Genomic DNA, 15,829 nt, shown 5'->3' on the forward strand with positions numbered 1-15,829 from the left:
TCGGTAGTTAACCCTTCCTCCTACACTCTCCACAATCATGTCCGAGCGTTGCACTTATTATCTGAATTCGCGCTTTATTTATTTTTTAAGGGCAATAAGAGGCCGTCATCATCAAAAAGATAATGTCGCGTTATTTCCATGGTGTTGGCGCAGCAGGCGCTGGCTGAATTCAGAGCAAAAAAAAACCTAAACTTGCCGGGTTGCATAAATAAATGCCAGCCCGGCAAGTTTAGGTTTTGCCTGAATAACAGTAACAATCCTAAAAATATGTTCGAATTTTGCCACAGGTCATGGCTAATACAAGGGGACAGAGACGCTTGTGTTACGTTTTGTGATAACAATCAAAAATAATTTCCAGCTGGTTCGATTGTGTCGCTGCCACTGAGAGACGTTGCGGAATATTTAATCAACCGGCAATAACCCTGCGGTGAGAAGCAGTATTCTCCACGCTGTGATATAACTGGCGCGCAAATTCGGATGATTCCCGACGGCCAGACAGGTACTCTTGCCGGTGGTGAATAGATGACAGAAGGGCGAAGTATGGTGTGGGTCAACGGTGAGCAACAGCAGCAGCTGGCGGTAAACGATCGCGCAGTGCAGTTTGGCGATGGTTGTTTTACCACGGCGCGTGTACAGGCGGGGAAGGTGCAGTGGTTGCCCGCACATCTGCTGCGTCTGCAGCAGGCAACCGAACGCTTATTGATTGATTCTGTCGACTGGCGGGCACTGGAACAGGAAATGGTCGCGGCTGCAGCACAGCAGGATGACGGGGTCCTGAAAGTGATTATCTCGCGTGGCAGCGGCGGGCGTGGTTACAGTGCGGCAGGCTGCCACGCGCCAACACGTATTGTTTCGCTGTCGGCCTATCCGGCGCACTACCCTCAGTTGCGCAGTAAAGGTGTAAAGCTGGCGTTAAGTCCGGTACGGCTGGGATGTAATCCGCAACTTGCGGGCATTAAGCATCTGAATCGTCTGGAACAGGTGCTGATCCGCACGCATCTTGAGCAGACCGACGCGGATGAGGCGCTGGTGCTTGACACTGCAGGCAGGCTGGTGGAATGCTGTGCGGCCAATGTGTTCTGGCGTACGGGCGGGCAGGTGTTTACGCCACTGCTGACGCAGGCTGGCGTCAATGGCATTATGCGTCAGCATATCATGGCGCTACTGGCAGAACGGGGTTATGCCTGTCAGCAGGTCGCTGTGGAAATGGCTGCACTGGAGCACGCTGATGAGGTGCTGATCTGCAACGCACTGATGCCGGTGTTGTCGGTGTATCAAATCGAAGGGTGGCACTATGCTTCCCGCCAGCTGTTCGACCTTATCAGCCCGTATTGCTAATTATCTGGATATCGCATGACGAAAAAGCACTCTATTATCGCCGCCGCGATAGTCACTCTGGCGCTGATTGTCGCCATCAGTTACTGGCAGCTGCGCCAGTTTGCCGATTCGCCACTGGCAATCGGGCAGGAAACCCTCTTTACACTGCCGGCTGGCACCGGACGTGTGGCGCTGGAAGCCAAATTAGAGCAGGACAACATCATCAAACCCGCCATCTGGTTTGGCGCGCTGCTGAAGATGGAACCGGAGCTGGCGAAATTTAAAGCCGGTACTTACCGGCTGGAAAAAGGCATGACAGTACGCCAGATGCTGGCACTGCTGGCCAGCGGCAAAGAGGCGCAGTTCCCGCTGCGCTTTGTCGAGGGAACCCGCCTGCAGGAGTGGCTCGCCGCGTTGCGTGCCGCGCCTTATATCAAACATACTCTGACGGATGACCAGTTCACCACGCTGGCGCAGGCGCTGAAGCTGGAGAAGACAGATCAGCTGGAAGGCTGGTTTTATCCTGATACCTACCTTTATACCGCCAACACCACCGATGTGGCGTTGCTGAAGCGCGCGCAGCAGAAGATGGCTACGCTGGTCGACGACATCTGGCAGAGCAAAGCGGCCGATCTGCCGTATAAAACGCCGAATGAGCTGGTCACTATGGCCTCAATTATCGAGAAAGAGACGGCGGTAAATGATGAGCGCAGCAAAGTGGCGTCGGTGTTTATTAACCGCCTGAGGCTGGGTATGCGTCTGCAGACCGATCCGACCGTCATTTATGGCATGGGTGAGAAATACAACGGCAACCTGACGCGCAAAGATTTGGAAACGCCGAGCGAGTACAATACCTATATCATCAGCGGATTACCGCCAGGACCGATTGCGATGCCGGGCAAAGCGTCACTGGACGCGGCAGCGCATCCGCTGAAAACGAACTATCTCTATTTTGTCGCTGACGGCAAAGGTGGACACACCTTTACCACCAACCTTGCCAGCCATAATCGTGCTGTGCAGGCGTATCGTCAGGTACTGAAGGAAAAGAATGAACAGTAAATTTATTGTCATCGAAGGACTGGAAGGGGCGGGCAAGACCACCGCCCGGGATGCCGTTGTCGCGGTACTGCGTGAGCAGGGCATCAGCGATGTGGTGTTTACCCGCGAACCTGGCGGCACGCCACTGGCGGAGCGGCTGCGTGAACTGATTAAGCAGGGTATCGAAGGTGAGCAGGTCACGGACAAAGCCGAACTGCTGATGCTCTACGCTGCGCGGGTGCAACTGGTGGAAACGGTGATTAAGCCTGCACTGGCGCGTGGGGCGTGGGTGGTGGGCGATCGCCACGATCTCTCATCTCAGGCTTACCAGGGCGGCGGCCGCGGGCTTGACCGCCAGCTGATGCAGGCATTACGTGACACCGCGCTGGGTGATTTCGCCCCGGATCTGACGCTGTATCTTGATGTGACGCCAGAAATTGGTCTGCAGCGTGCGCGTGCGCGTGGCGAGCTGGACCGTATCGAGCAGGAGTCACTGAATTTCTTTATCCGTACCCGCGAACGCTACCTTGAGCTGGCTGCGGCAGACCCACGCATTAAAACTATCGATGCCACGCAGGAGATTGCCGCTGTCACGGCCGCGTTGCAGAGCACGTTGCGCCAGTGGCTGGCGGAGCAGGCGTAATGAACTGGTATCCGTGGCTGAACCAGCCATATCGCGAAATCATCGGCCAGCATCAGAGCGGACGTGGTCATCACGCCATGCTTATCCACGCGCTGGCGGGAATGGGCGATGATGCGCTGGTATGGGGGCTGAGTCGCTGGCTGATGTGCCAGCAACGCGACGGCATAAAAAGTTGCGGTCATTGCCATGGTTGCCAGCTGATGCAGGCGGGTAATCACCCGGACTGGTATCAGCTGGCGGCTGAAAAAGGCAAAAGCAGCCTCGGTATTGATGCCGTGCGCAGTGTAACGGAGAAACTGTACCATCATGCTCAGCAGGGCGGGGCGAAAGTGGTGTGGCTGCCGGATGCGGCGCAGCTCACCGAAGCGGCGGCTAACGCGCTGCTGAAAACCCTTGAAGAGCCCCCCGCCAATACCTGGTTTTTCCTCAGTTGCCGCGAGCCGCAGCGTCTGCTGGCGACGCTGCGCAGCCGCTGTTTCCTCTGGCATCTGGCGCCCCCCGATGAAAGCAGCAGCCTGCGCTGGTTACAGAAAGAACTGTCAGTGGCGCAGGATGCTGCTCTTAGTGCTTTGCGTCTCAGCAGCGGCGCACCTGCGGCGGCGCTGGAGTTACTGGCGGAAGCGCAGTGGAAGCAGCGTCAGTTGCTGTGCAGTACGCTGGCGCAGGCGTTACAGCAGGACCTGCTGACTCTGCTGCCGGTGTTAAATCACGACGACAGTGCCCAGCGCATAGGCTGGTTGTGTGCCTTACTGATGGATGCGCTGAAGTGGCAGCAGGGTGGCGCCGAATTTATCACCAATATTGACCAGCAGGCGTTAATCGCACAAATCGCGCAGTGTCTGCCTGCCTCCGCGCTGGATCGCAGCCTGCGCAGCTGGATAAACTGTCGTGACCAGTTATTGCATGTGATGGCGGTCAACCGCGAGCTTCTTTTAACCGAACAGCTATTAAGCTGGGAACAGATTTTTTGAGAGTCATATTATGTTTTTAGTCGATTCCCACTGTCATCTCGATGGCCTGGATTATGAGAATCTGCATCAGAATCTGGATGACGTGCTGGCGAAAGCCGCGGCGCGGGATGTGAAATTTATGCTGGCGGTGGCGACCACGCTGCCAGGTTATAAAGCGATGCAGCAACTGATTGGCGATCGTGACAATGTGGCTTACTCCTGCGGCGTGCACCCGCTGAATCAGGAAGAGGAGTATGACTTTGCCGAACTGCGCCAGCTGGCTGCCGACCCACGGGTGGTGGCGATGGGGGAAACGGGCCTTGATTACTTCTACCAGGCGGAAACCAAAGCGCGTCAGCAGGCATCATTCCGTGAACATATCCGTGTCGGTCGTGACCTGAATAAACCGGTGATTGTTCATACCCGTGATGCGCGTGAAGATACGCTGGCGATCCTGCGTGAAGAGCAGGTTGAAGGCTGTGGTGGCGTGCTGCATTGTTTTACCGAAGATCGCGAAACGGCGGGGAAACTGCTGGATATGGGCTTCTATATCTCCTTCTCCGGTATTGTCACTTTCCGCAATGCTGACGCGCTGCGTGAAGCGGCCCGCTATGTGCCGCTGGATCGCATGCTGGTGGAAACCGATTCGCCGTATCTGGCGCCGGTGCCGCATCGTGGTAAAGAGAACCAGCCAGCGTATACCCGTGATGTGGCGGAGTATATGGCGGTGCTGAAAGGGGTGGACCTGGCCACGCTGGCGGCAGCAACGACCAGGAATTTCTCCGATCTGTTCCATATTCCGCTGTCACGTGTCGGTGGCGCAGCATAAGCACGCTGATTTGTTTTACTGCTCGTAATTAATTATCCCAAATCATAACGCGTAGTGCCATAAAATGGCGCTCGCGTTGTTTTTTTGCGCAAAAAAAGGCGTTATTTTTAACAAAAGTGGCACATTTGCGACGGCAGTTCCAGGAAACGTGATAGCCATCAAACAAAACGGTACGTAATTATTTTACTCTTCGTAATAAATACCGAGAGCGCGTAAGTGCTCCACCCGTAAAGGGAACCTCCCCCCTTTACCACGCGCAACAGCGCGATAAAAAAAGCAATCATACTCAGGAGCTCCACAATATGTTCAAGAATGCATTTGCAAACCTGCAAAAGGTCGGTAAATCGCTCATGTTGCCGGTATCGGTGTTGCCGATTGCCGGTATTTTGCTGGGGGTTGGTTCCGCCAACTTCAGCTGGCTGCCAGCGGTTGTCTCTCATGTGATGGCCGAAGCGGGTGGTTCGGTGTTTGCCAATATGCCACTGATCTTCGCTATCGGTGTGGCATTAGGTTTTACCAATAACGACGGCGTCTCTGCGCTGGCGGCGGTAGTGGCCTATGGCATCATGGTGAAAACCATGGCAGTGGTTGCACCACTGGTACTGCATCTCCCTGCTGCGGAAATTGAAGCGAAACACTTTGCCGATACCGGTGTGCTGGGCGGTATTATCGCCGGCTCCGTGGCGGCCTATATGTTTAACCGCTTCTACCGTATCAAACTGCCGGAATACCTGGGCTTCTTTGCCGGTAAACGCTTTGTGCCGATCGTATCTGGTCTGGCGGCGATCGTTCTCGGTGTGGTGCTCTCCTTTATCTGGCCACCGATCGGTACGGCGATTCAGGACTTCTCCCAGTGGGCGGCGTACCAGAACCCAATGTTAGCGTTCGGTATCTACGGTGTGGTTGAGCGTTCACTGGTGCCATTCGGTCTGCACCATATCTGGAACGTACCTTTCCAGATGCAGGCGGGTGAGTACATCAACGCTGCGGGCCAGGTGTTCCACGGTGATATCCCACGCTACATGGCGGGTGACCCAACGGCAGGCAAACTGTCTGGTGGCTTCCTGTTCAAAATGTACGGTCTGCCTGCTGCCGCGATTGCTATCTGGCACTCAGCGAAACCAGAAAACCGCGCCAAAGTGGGCGGCATCATGATCTCTGCTGCGCTGACCGCTTTCCTGACCGGTATCACTGAGCCAATCGAATTCTCCTTTATGTTCGTGGCGCCAATCCTGTACGGCATCCACATCATTCTGGCCGGTCTGGCATTCCCGCTGTGTATCCTGCTGGGTATGCGTGATGGCACCAGCTTCTCACACGGTCTGATCGACTTTATCGTCCTGAGCGGCAACAGCAGCAAAATCTGGCTGTTCCCGATTGTGGGTATCGTATACGGCCTGATCTACTACACCATTTTCCGTGTACTGATTGCTAAGCTGGATCTGAAAACCCCTGGCCGTGAAGAGTCAACAGCGGCTCAGGCATCCGGTTCCGCGAACGAAATGGCGGCTGATCTGGTGACGGCGTTCGGTGGTAAAGAGAACATCACTAACCTCGATGCCTGTATTACCCGTCTGCGTGTCAGCGTGGCGGATGTGGCGAAAGTGGATCAGGCTGGCCTGAAAAAACTGGGTGCCGCAGGTGTGGTGGTTGCCGGTTCTGGTGTGCAGGCAATTTTCGGCACCAAATCTGACAACCTGAAAACTGAAATGGATGACTACATCCGCAGTCACTGATTCCGATTCGGGAGTGACAAAAAGGGAGCGCAGGCTCCCTTTTTTTATGCCTGCAAAACAGCCAGCAGCCCGTTCGGATTGCTCTCAAAAGCCGCCCTTTCTGGCAGAACGCGTAACAGGGTCTATACTAATTTGTGACGTTATGCGCAGTTTGCCCGGCGAAAATGCGTTACCAGCGGATAAATGGCAACTGACACATGAAGAACAACGCCGTATCACACTGATCATTTTCCGGTCACCGATGACTTCCGGTCAATGCCGATCGGGCCTTCAGTATTGCTCGTCAGCCAATTATCCCTCTGGTTACGTTTTTTGCCGCTTAACCCGTATTTCTGACGCAATAACAGTATGGACGCATCACGTCATAACGGGTGCGTCGTAAATCTGAGCTGACAGGAGGAGAGAGTGAGCAACGATTCCGAAGCCTTCCCGGCACTCAGTGGTGGCCTTTGGGCATTTTTCTTTGATGTTGATGGCACACTGGCGACCATTCAGCAACGTCCGGAAGCGGTGAAAATCCCGCAGGCGACGCGTGAGGCGCTGCAGTCGCTGGCGCAACTGAGTGATGGCGCGCTGGCGCTGGTTTCTGGCCGTCCGGTCAGCCAGCTGGATGCGCTGATTGCACCATTACGTTTTCCTCTGGCTGGCGTTCATGGTGCTGAACGTCGCGATGCCCGCGGCATGCTCCATCAGCAGGCATTGCCCGCTGAAGTGGCGCACGCGTTAGCGACGCAGCTGCAGCAGGCGCTGGCTGAGTGGCCGGGTACGCATCTGGAGAACAAAGGCATGGCGTTTGCGCTGCACTACCGCCAGGCGCCGCAGTATCAACAACAGGTGCTGCAGCTGGCCGCTGAGCTGGCTGAGCGTTTTCCGCAGCTGGTGCAGCAGCCGGGGAAGTGTGTGGTGGAGTTAAAGCCACAGGGAACCGATAAAGGGGCGGCGATTCGCGCCTTTATGCAGGAAGCACCTTTTGCCGGACGTACTCCGGTCTTTATTGGCGACGATTTAACGGATGAAGCCGGATTTATGGCCGTGAATACCATGCAGGGCATCTCCGTCAAAGTTGGCGCCGGTTCCAGTGCGGCACGCTATCGCCTGCAGGCGGTGGAGGATGTCTGGCAGTGGCTGGAACAGATGACATTACAATTAGAGCAAGACAACGTCGGTAAGGAGTCAAGGTTATGAGTCGCTTAGTGGTCGTATCTAACCGTATCGCTATACCCGATGGTTCGAAGGCCAGCGCCGGTGGGCTGGCGGTCGGTATTCTGGATGCGCTGAAACAAACCGGTGGATTATGGTTTGGCTGGAATGGCGAAATCAGCGCCATTGGTGAAGAGGATGAAGATCAGCTGGGGATTGTGAAACAGGATGGTATTACCTATGCCTCCTTCGCGCTGAATCAGAACGATTATGATCTCTATTACTGCCAGTTTTCCAATACGGTTATCTGGCCCGCTTTTCACTACCGGCTGGATCTGGTGCAGTTTCAGCGCGAGGCGTGGGATGGGTATTGTCGTGTTAACGAACTGCTGGCGAAGCGTCTGCAGCCGTTTCTGAAAGACGATGATATTCTCTGGATTCACGATTATCACCTGCTGCCGTTTGCCGCTGCCTGCCGCAAACTGGGTATCAATAACCGCATCGGTTTTTTCCTGCACATTCCGTTCCCGACGCCGGAAATATTCAACGCGTTGCCGCCGCATGCGGAATTACTGGAGATGATGTGCGATTTCGATTTGCTGGGCTTCCAGACAGAAAGCGATCGCACTGCATTTCTCGACAGCCTGTCAATGCTGACCCAGCTGCAGAAGAAAGGGGAGAAACAGCATCGCGCCTTTGGCAATGATTTCGCCACTGAGGTGTATCCGATAGGGATTGAACCGGAGAGCATCAAGGAGATGGCGGAAGGGGCGCTGCCGCCGAAAATGGCAGCGATGAAGCGTGAACTGGGGGATGCGAAAAATATCATCGCCTGCGAACGGCTGGACTATTCCAAAGGTCTGCCGGAACGTTTTCTGGCGTATGAGGCGCTGCTGGAGAACTTTCCACAGCATCGCGGCAATATCCGTTATTCACAGATTGCGCCGACTTCCCGCGGCGATGTGCAGGCGTACCAGGATATTCGTCATCAGCTGGAGACGGAAGCCGGGCGCATTAATGGCAAATATGGCACCCTCGGCTGGACACCGCTCTACTATCTGAACCAGCATTTTGACCGTCGTCTGCTGATGAAAATCTTCCGCCTTACCGATGTCGGGCTGGTGACGCCATTACGTGACGGTATGAATCTGGTGGCGAAGGAGTATGTTGCGGCGCAGGACCCGGACGATCCCGGCGTGCTGGTGTTGTCACGCTTTGCCGGTGCTGCCAATGAGTTAACATCGGCGCTGATCGTTAATCCCTATGACCGTGATGAAGTGGCGGCGGCGCTGGATAAGGCGTTAACCATGCCGCGTACTGAGCGTATTTCGCGTTATAACGACATGATGGCAGTGCTGCGGCAAAATGACATCAACCACTGGCGTGAAAGCTTCCTGAATGATTTGCACGCGATTGCGCCGCGTGCTGACGATCATGAGGTCGCCAATAAGGTGGCTACCTTTCCCCGACTAGCCTGACAGACCGGGTGCAGCGGTGTTTTGCCGCAGCACCCGTGCTTTTCTGCTTCCCGCCCGACAGCATGCTGACGCGCATTAAGTGTAAAATATGCGTAAAGACGGACATGCCATTTCTCGTCATCACGTCAATAGGCGCAAAAAGTCACCGCTGTGGCTGAAGATTAAAAATTGACAAATATGATGAAAGGTTGATCTTTTTCGCCTGAAAAAGCAGCAAAAACAGCATAAAACGAAAAAAAAGCCGATTTACCCTAAAGATTTTTTTTTCACTGCCGATAGGTAAGACTATAACTCTGCGCAAATGCTAAAACATTCATTTCCCTAATGTAATGAACTGTTACATGTTTTGCCCTCCCCTGAACATTACCATCCCATTGTTAACAAAACATTGCAGTGACCTGCGTAATCCCTGTCATTGATCGTGATGTTTATCCCCTTTTCTGACTAATATTTTCAAAATGTAACTATATTTACTGATATGGTTTTATCTATAAATCAGGATCATTCTTCTGATCGTTATGTGTTTTGTCTCATTTAATCCAGGATAATTCGCTTTTGTTTAGATTTAAATTCGTTAATTTGCGTTAATTTGCATTTTTTACTCTTTCCTGATGCTACTTAAGTCAAACTTTAACAAAAATTACAGCAGTTGGTTATTTTTTGTTCGATTCAACAGTGTCGCTGATGGGTTAAACGAAAAGATTTGGCTTAAAAGTGTGATGTAGATCACACTTTATCTAAAATTACGGGGTTCACTCGTTGTATGTCGAAATCAGAGGGGATAGAGTTGCGTTGCTTTCGGAATATTCTTAAAAAAGTGTAAGCGGACGTCACGGAAGATTACTCGGGCTTTACCTGAAGAAGGGGAGCGATGAGGCAGGTCGACTTACGAAGAGGATATCCGGTCAGAAACAGTATAGTTTCGCAGCGTTTGGCTAATGCCACGTGTTTTTTGCCATCTTTAGATTTACCAACCAGCAACCAAGGTAGCGGAATTTATTTCGCGAACGTTAAAAGTGTTAGTCAGGATGGAAAAAATAATGGGTACATCAGAATTACTCAAACACATTTACGACATTAACTTGTCATATTTATTGCTCGCACAACGTTTGATTAACCAGGAAAAAGCTTCTGCAATGTTTCGCTTGGGTATTGATGAACCAATGGCTGATGCATTGTCGCAATTGACCTTACCAGAGATGGTTAAATTAGCTGAGACGAATCAACTGGTCTGCCAGTTCCGTTTTAACGACCACCAGACCATTACGCGTCTGACGCAGGAATCGCGTGTGGATGATTTACAGCAGATCCATACCGGCATTCTGTTATCCAGTCGTTTATTGCGTGACGCTTCAGCGAAAGTTGAAGAGATGCCGAAGAAGAGGGCTGGATAATGCCTGAGAAAAGTATTGTTCGCGAAGCGCGTGATATTCAGCTGGCGATGGAGTTGATTTCTCTCGGCGCACGTTTGCAGATGTTAGAGAGTGAAACGCAGCTCAGCCGCGGTCGCCTGATTAAATTGTACAAAGAGTTGCGAGGCAGTCCACCGCCTAAAGGCATGTTACCGTTCTCAACTGACTGGTTTATGACCTGGGAACAAAATATTCATGCCTCGATGTTCTGTAATGCCTGGCAGTTTTTACTGAAAAGCGGATTATGTACCGGTGTGGATGCGGTGATTAAAGCTTACCGACTCTATCTGGAGCAATGTCCGAATGACGACGGCGAACCTCTGCTGGCGCTGACACGCGCCTGGACGCTGGTCCGTTTTGTTGAGAGCGGTATGCTGGAACTTTCCGGCTGCAAATGCTGCAACGGTAGCTTTATCACCCATGCTCATCAGCCTGTGGGGAGTTTCGTCTGCAGCCTTTGCCAGCCGCCATCTCGTGCGGTAAAAAGACGTAAACTTTCTCCAGAATCTGCCGATAGTATTCCACAACTGCTGGATGAACAGGTTAAACACGCCGTTTAAGTTTGTTCGAAACGTGGAATCACATCCAGCAGCGGTTTTTAACCGCTGCTTTTTTTTTGTCCACGTTTAATGAGTAACGCCTTCGGCTCTCTGGCTTAACTTCCACCCACACGTTACTACAGACGTAAGGATTTAATGTGCTGGTTATATTGGGTTATATACTCGTAACAGGTTCGGTGCTTGGTGGCTACATGATGGTAGGTGGCCACCTGGGGGCGCTGTATCAACCTTCTGAGCTGATTATTATCGGCGGTGCCGGCATTGGTGCATTTATCGTCGGTAACAACGGCAAGTCAATTAAAGCCACACTGAAAGCCCTGCCGCTGTTAATGAAAGGGTCAAAATATAACAAAGCGATCTACATGGATTTGATGGCACTGTTATACCGGCTGATGGCGAAATCCCGCCAGCAGGGGATGCTGTCACTGGAAAGGGATATTGAAAATCCGCGCGAAAGCGAAATCTTTGCTAATTACCCACGCATTCTTGCCGATAATCGTTTGGTGGACTTCATTACGGATTATCTGCGGTTAATGGTGAGCGGTAACATGAACGCCTTCGAAATCGAAGCACTGATGGACGAAGAGATTGAAACCTACGAGCACGAGTGTGACGTTCCGGCGCAAAGTTTGTCAGCGGTAGGGGACTCATTACCGGCGTTCGGTATCGTGGCAGCGGTCATGGGGGTGGTACACGCACTGGCGGCGGCGGATCGTCCGGCGGCAGAGCTGGGTGCACTGATTGCCCATGCGATGGTGGGTACTTTCCTCGGTATTCTGCTGGCTTACGGTTTTATTTCGCCACTGGCGCAGGTTTTACGCCAGAAATGTGCAGAAACCACCAAGATGATGCAGTGCATTAAAGTCACACTGCTGTCCAGCCTGAATGGCTATGCGCCGCAAATCGCGGTGGAATTTGGTCGTAAGACCCTGTACTCCACTGAGCGGCCGTCGTTTATCGAGCTGGAAGAGCATGTACGTAATGCGAAATCACCGGCGAAACAGACTTCGGATCAGGATGCATGAAAAATAGCAATCACCCCATCGTTGTTGTCAGACGCAACAAAGGGAAAAAACATGAAGGCTCACATGGTTCCTGGAAAATCGCTTATGCCGATTTTATGACGGCCATGATGGCGTTCTTCCTGGTGATGTGGCTGATTTCAATCTCCAGCCCTAAAGAGCTGGTGCAGATTGCCGAATACTTTCGTACACCGCTGAAAGTGGCGCTGACAGGCGGGCAACGCAGTAGTGACAGTGAAAGCCCGATTCCCGGGGGCGGGGATGACCCAACCCGGCAGGACGGAGAAGTGAAGAAAGTGGTCGATATGGATTCGCAGAAACGTCAGCTGGATGATATCCGTCTGAACCGTCTGCGTGAAAAGCTCGACCAGCTGATTGAAGCTGACCCGCGCCTGAAAGCGTTACGTCCGCATCTGATTATTAATATGGTGGAAGAAGGGCTGCGTATTCAGATTATCGACAGCCAGAACCGCCCGATGTTTAAAACGGGTAGTGCTCAGGTTGAGCCGTATATGCGCGATATTTTGCGTGCGATTGCGCCAATACTGAACGATATTCCGAACCGTATCAGCCTGGCCGGTCATACCGATGATTTCCAGTATGCATCGGGTGACCGTGGTTACAGTAACTGGGAACTTTCTGCTGACCGAGCGAATGCCTCACGTCGTGAGCTGGTAGCAGGTGGCCTGGCGGGTGAAAAAATGCTGCGCGTGGTGGGGATGGCGGACACCATGAGGCTAAAGAATCGTACCAGTGGTGATGCGGTGAATCGCCGTATCAGTTTGCTGGTCTTGAATCATGATACTGAGGCGGCGATTGAAAAAGAAAATGCCGAGAGTGATGCCGTACAGATCAATGATGCAGCAAGTATTAAACAGATTACCGAGCCGGCACAGCCGTCGGCATCGGCATTAACACCAGACCCTCAACCTTCACAGGCCGCGCCGACGGCGCCGTCGCAGAAACCGGTAACTGATTTACCGCCTGCGCCAGCACCAGCGACACAGCCTGCTCCCGACTCACAGCCGAGGTGACACCGTGAGCATGGATATTAGTGATTTTTACCAAACGTTTTTCGATGAGGCTGATGAATTACTGGCCGACATGGAACAACATCTGCTGGGACTGGACCCCCAGGAGCCAGAATCGGAACAGCTGAATGCGATTTTCCGTGCGGCCCATTCGATTAAGGGCGGAGCGGGTACTTTTGGTTTCACTGTATTACAGGAAACCACGCATATTCTGGAGAACATTCTGGACGGTGCTCGTCGCGGCGAAATGCAGCTCAGCACCGACATCATCAACCTGTTTTTGGAAACTAAAGATATTATGCAGGAACAGCTCGATGCCTATAAAACCGCCTCGGAACCGAATGCCGAGACGTTTGAATATATCTGCCAGGCGCTGCGTCAGCTGGCGCTGGAAGCCAAAGGCGAAGTGATCGAACCTCCGAAAAAACTGCAGTCGGTTGCTCAACCGCAAGCAGCGGCGCCTGCGGCTGCCTCGGCGGGTGGCCTGCGTATTGCGCTGGTTGATCTGAAACCGAACGAAGCGGATCAGATGCTGGAAGAGCTGGGTAACCTCGGTGAAGTCAGTGATATTACCAAGGGGCCGACCTCTGTCGAAGCCACGCTCGATTCGTCAGTCAGCAAAGACGATATTGTCGCGGTACTGTGCTTCGTGATTGATGAGTCGCAGATCAAATTCCTTGACGCCGCTGCTGCCGCACCGGCTGCAGTGGAAGCCGCGCCTGCACCAGCAGAAGCGCCGGTGGAAGCCCCGCAACTGGCAACGGTCAGTGACATCACTCCTGCTAAACGCGAAGTGAAAAAAGCGGCACCTGCTGCACGTGGCGCTTCGGAATCCACCAGTATTCGTGTCGCGGTGGAGAAGGTTGACCAGCTGATTAACCTCGTCGGTGAACTGGTGATTACCCAGTCCATGCTGGCGCAGCGTTCCGGTGAGCTGGACCCGGTCAATCATGGCGACCTGCTGAACAGCATGGGCCAGCTGGAGCGCAATGCGCGCGACCTGCAGGAATCGGTGATGTCGATTCGTATGATGCCGATGGAATATGTCTTCAGCCGCTTCCCGCGTCTGGTGCGTGACCTGGCCAGCAAGCTGGGCAAAGAAGTTGAGCTGACGCTGCTGGGTAGCTCCACCGAACTGGATAAGAGCCTGATCGAACGTATTATCGACCCGTTAACGCACCTGGTGCGTAACAGTCTTGACCACGGTATCGAATCACCTGAGAAACGTATCGCGGCAGGTAAACCGGGCACCGGTAACCTGACGCTGTCTGCGGAACATCAGGGCGGCAACATCTGCATCGAAGTGGTGGATGATGGTGCCGGTCTGAACCGTGAACGTATCCTGGCGAAAGCGCTCTCTTCAGGCCTGCCGGTCAGCGAGTCGATGAGTGATGAAGAAGTCGGTATGCTGATTTTCGCCCCTGGCTTCTCAACCGCTGAGCAGGTGACTGACGTCTCCGGCCGTGGTGTGGGCATGGACGTGGTGAAACGTAACATCCAGGAGATGGGCGGCCACGTAGAAATCAGTTCGAAGCAGGGTAAAGGCACCACGATTCGCATTCTGCTGCCACTGACGCTGGCTATCCTCGACGGTATGTCCGTGCGTGTGGCGGAAGAAGTGTTTATCCTGCCACTCAACGCCGTAATGGAATCACTGCAGCCGCTGGCGGAAGATCTGCATCCACTGGCGGGTGGTGAGCGCGTGCTGGAAGTGCGTGGCGAGTATCTGCCGCTGGTGGAACTGTGGAATGTGTTTGACGTGCAGGGCGCGAAAACGGAAGCCACGCAGGGCATCGTGGTTATCCTGCAGAGCGGCGGCAAGCGCTATGCGCTGCTGGTCGATCAGCTGATTGGTCAGCACCAGGTGGTGGTGAAAAACCTGGAGAGCAACTATCGCAAAGTGCCAGGCATTTCTGCCGCCACGATCCTCGGCGATGGTAGCGTGGCACTGATTGTTGACGTCTCTGCGCTGCAATCATTAAACCGAGAAAAACGTGTGGCCGGCGCCGCAGCCTAATTGAACCGATTAAGGGTAGAGCTATGACTGGATTGGCAAATGTCACTAAAATTACTGGCGAGACCGTAGGCCAGGAATTCCTGGTATTTACGCTGGGTGACGAAGAGTACGGCATCGATATTCTTAAGGTGCAGGAGATCCGCGGTTACGATCAGGTAACGCGTATTGCTAACACCCCGTCTTTTATTAAAGGTGTGACCAACCTGCGCGGTGTTATTGTGCCTATCGTCGACCTGCGTGTTAAATTCGCGCAGGAAGATGTGGAATATAACGATAATACCGTGGTGATTGTTCTTAATCTGGAACATCGCGTGGTAGGTATTGTGGTGGATGGCGTGTCCGACGTGCTGTCGCTGAGCCAGGATCAGATCCGTCCTTCCCCGGAATTCGCGGTAACCATGTCTACTGAGTACCTGACCGGCCTCGGTGCGCTGGGTGAGCGTATGCTGATTCTGGTGGATATCGAGAAGCTGCTGAACAGCGATGAAATGGCGCTGATTGATTCTATGCGCAACGCGTAATCGCTAACTCACTGAATAATGGGGCAGAGCAATTCTGCCCCATTTGTTTTTTTATTAAGGCGCGAATTCAGATAATAAGTGCAACGCTTGGTCATGTGGATGGAGGGACGGTTAGCTACCGATAAGCTATCCTGC

Annotated in this window: 14 protein-coding genes; all 14 read left to right on the forward strand. The window is 53.2% G+C overall.

Annotation, left to right across the window (positions count from 1 at the left end; translation table 11 throughout):
• The first annotated feature begins 540 nt into the window (after window positions 1-540).
• The 14 genes from pabC to cheW all read left to right on the forward strand — a co-directional run bounded on the left by pabC (window position 541) and on the right by cheW (window position 15,694).
• On the forward strand, window positions 541-1,338 hold the full coding sequence (pabC, locus tag ACSZO1_RS17175; protein ID WP_437614785.1) for an aminodeoxychorismate lyase: 798 nt from the start codon (window positions 541-543) through the stop codon (window positions 1,336-1,338).
• Window positions 1,339-1,353: 15 nt separating this feature from the next.
• Window positions 1,354-2,376 (forward strand): cell division protein YceG, encoded by a 1,023-nt coding sequence (gene yceG / locus ACSZO1_RS17180; protein WP_437614756.1) that lies wholly within the window; start codon window positions 1,354-1,356, stop codon window positions 2,374-2,376.
• Window positions 2,366-2,998, forward strand: coding sequence for a dTMP kinase (gene tmk / locus ACSZO1_RS17185; RefSeq protein ID WP_437614758.1), 633 nt, complete (start codon window positions 2,366-2,368; stop codon window positions 2,996-2,998). Before yceG ends, tmk begins: the two co-directional genes overlap by 11 nt.
• Window positions 2,998-3,969 (forward strand): DNA polymerase III subunit delta', encoded by a 972-nt coding sequence (holB, locus tag ACSZO1_RS17190; RefSeq protein WP_437614761.1) that lies wholly within the window; start codon window positions 2,998-3,000, stop codon window positions 3,967-3,969. The genes tmk and holB overlap by 1 nt, the downstream gene beginning before the upstream one ends.
• 10 nt (window positions 3,970-3,979) lie before the next feature.
• Window positions 3,980-4,777, forward strand: a complete 798-nt coding sequence (locus ACSZO1_RS17195; protein ID WP_437614763.1) for a metal-dependent hydrolase — start codon at window positions 3,980-3,982, stop codon at window positions 4,775-4,777.
• Window positions 4,778-5,079: 302 nt separating this feature from the next.
• Window positions 5,080-6,513, forward strand: coding sequence for a PTS glucose transporter subunit IIBC (gene ptsG / locus ACSZO1_RS17200; RefSeq protein WP_437614765.1), 1,434 nt, complete (start codon window positions 5,080-5,082; stop codon window positions 6,511-6,513).
• 405 nt (window positions 6,514-6,918) lie between these two features.
• Window positions 6,919-7,698 (forward strand): trehalose-phosphatase, encoded by a 780-nt coding sequence (gene otsB, locus ACSZO1_RS17205; protein ID WP_437614767.1) that lies wholly within the window; start codon window positions 6,919-6,921, stop codon window positions 7,696-7,698.
• Entirely contained in the window at window positions 7,695-9,131 is a 1,437-nt protein-coding gene (otsA, locus tag ACSZO1_RS17210) for an alpha,alpha-trehalose-phosphate synthase (protein ID WP_437614769.1), read from the forward strand. Before otsB ends, otsA begins: the two co-directional genes overlap by 4 nt.
• Before the next feature lie 1,040 nt (window positions 9,132-10,171).
• Window positions 10,172-10,525 carry a flagellar transcriptional regulator FlhD gene (flhD, locus tag ACSZO1_RS17215; protein ID WP_437614771.1) on the forward strand — a complete coding sequence of 118 codons (354 nt, stop codon included), beginning with the start codon at window positions 10,172-10,174 and terminating at the stop codon, window positions 10,523-10,525.
• The gene (gene flhC, locus ACSZO1_RS17220) at window positions 10,525-11,103 is read left to right on the forward strand and encodes a flagellar transcriptional regulator FlhC (RefSeq protein WP_437614773.1); all 579 of its coding nucleotides are present in this window, start codon (window positions 10,525-10,527) and stop codon (window positions 11,101-11,103) included. The genes flhD and flhC overlap by 1 nt, the downstream gene beginning before the upstream one ends.
• A 137-nt stretch (window positions 11,104-11,240) precedes the next feature.
• Window positions 11,241-12,128, forward strand: coding sequence for a flagellar motor stator protein MotA (gene motA / locus ACSZO1_RS17225; protein ID WP_437614775.1), 888 nt, complete (start codon window positions 11,241-11,243; stop codon window positions 12,126-12,128).
• A complete protein-coding gene (motB, locus tag ACSZO1_RS17230) occupies window positions 12,125-13,159 on the forward strand; it encodes a flagellar motor protein MotB (protein ID WP_437614777.1) in 1,035 nt (344 codons plus the stop codon). Before motA ends, motB begins: the two co-directional genes overlap by 4 nt.
• 4 nt (window positions 13,160-13,163) lie before the next feature.
• The gene (gene cheA / locus ACSZO1_RS17235; protein ID WP_437614780.1) at window positions 13,164-15,173 is read left to right on the forward strand and encodes a chemotaxis protein CheA; all 2,010 of its coding nucleotides are present in this window, start codon (window positions 13,164-13,166) and stop codon (window positions 15,171-15,173) included.
• 23 nt (window positions 15,174-15,196) lie between these two features.
• Window positions 15,197-15,694: a chemotaxis protein CheW gene (gene cheW, locus ACSZO1_RS17240; protein WP_437614782.1), complete on the forward strand. Its 498-nt coding sequence runs from the start codon at window positions 15,197-15,199 to the stop codon at window positions 15,692-15,694.
• Window positions 15,695-15,829: the final 135 nt, after the last annotated feature.

Source organism: Erwinia sp. V71 (genome assembly GCF_965644245.1).
Lineage (GTDB): Bacteria > Pseudomonadota > Gammaproteobacteria > Enterobacterales > Enterobacteriaceae > Erwinia.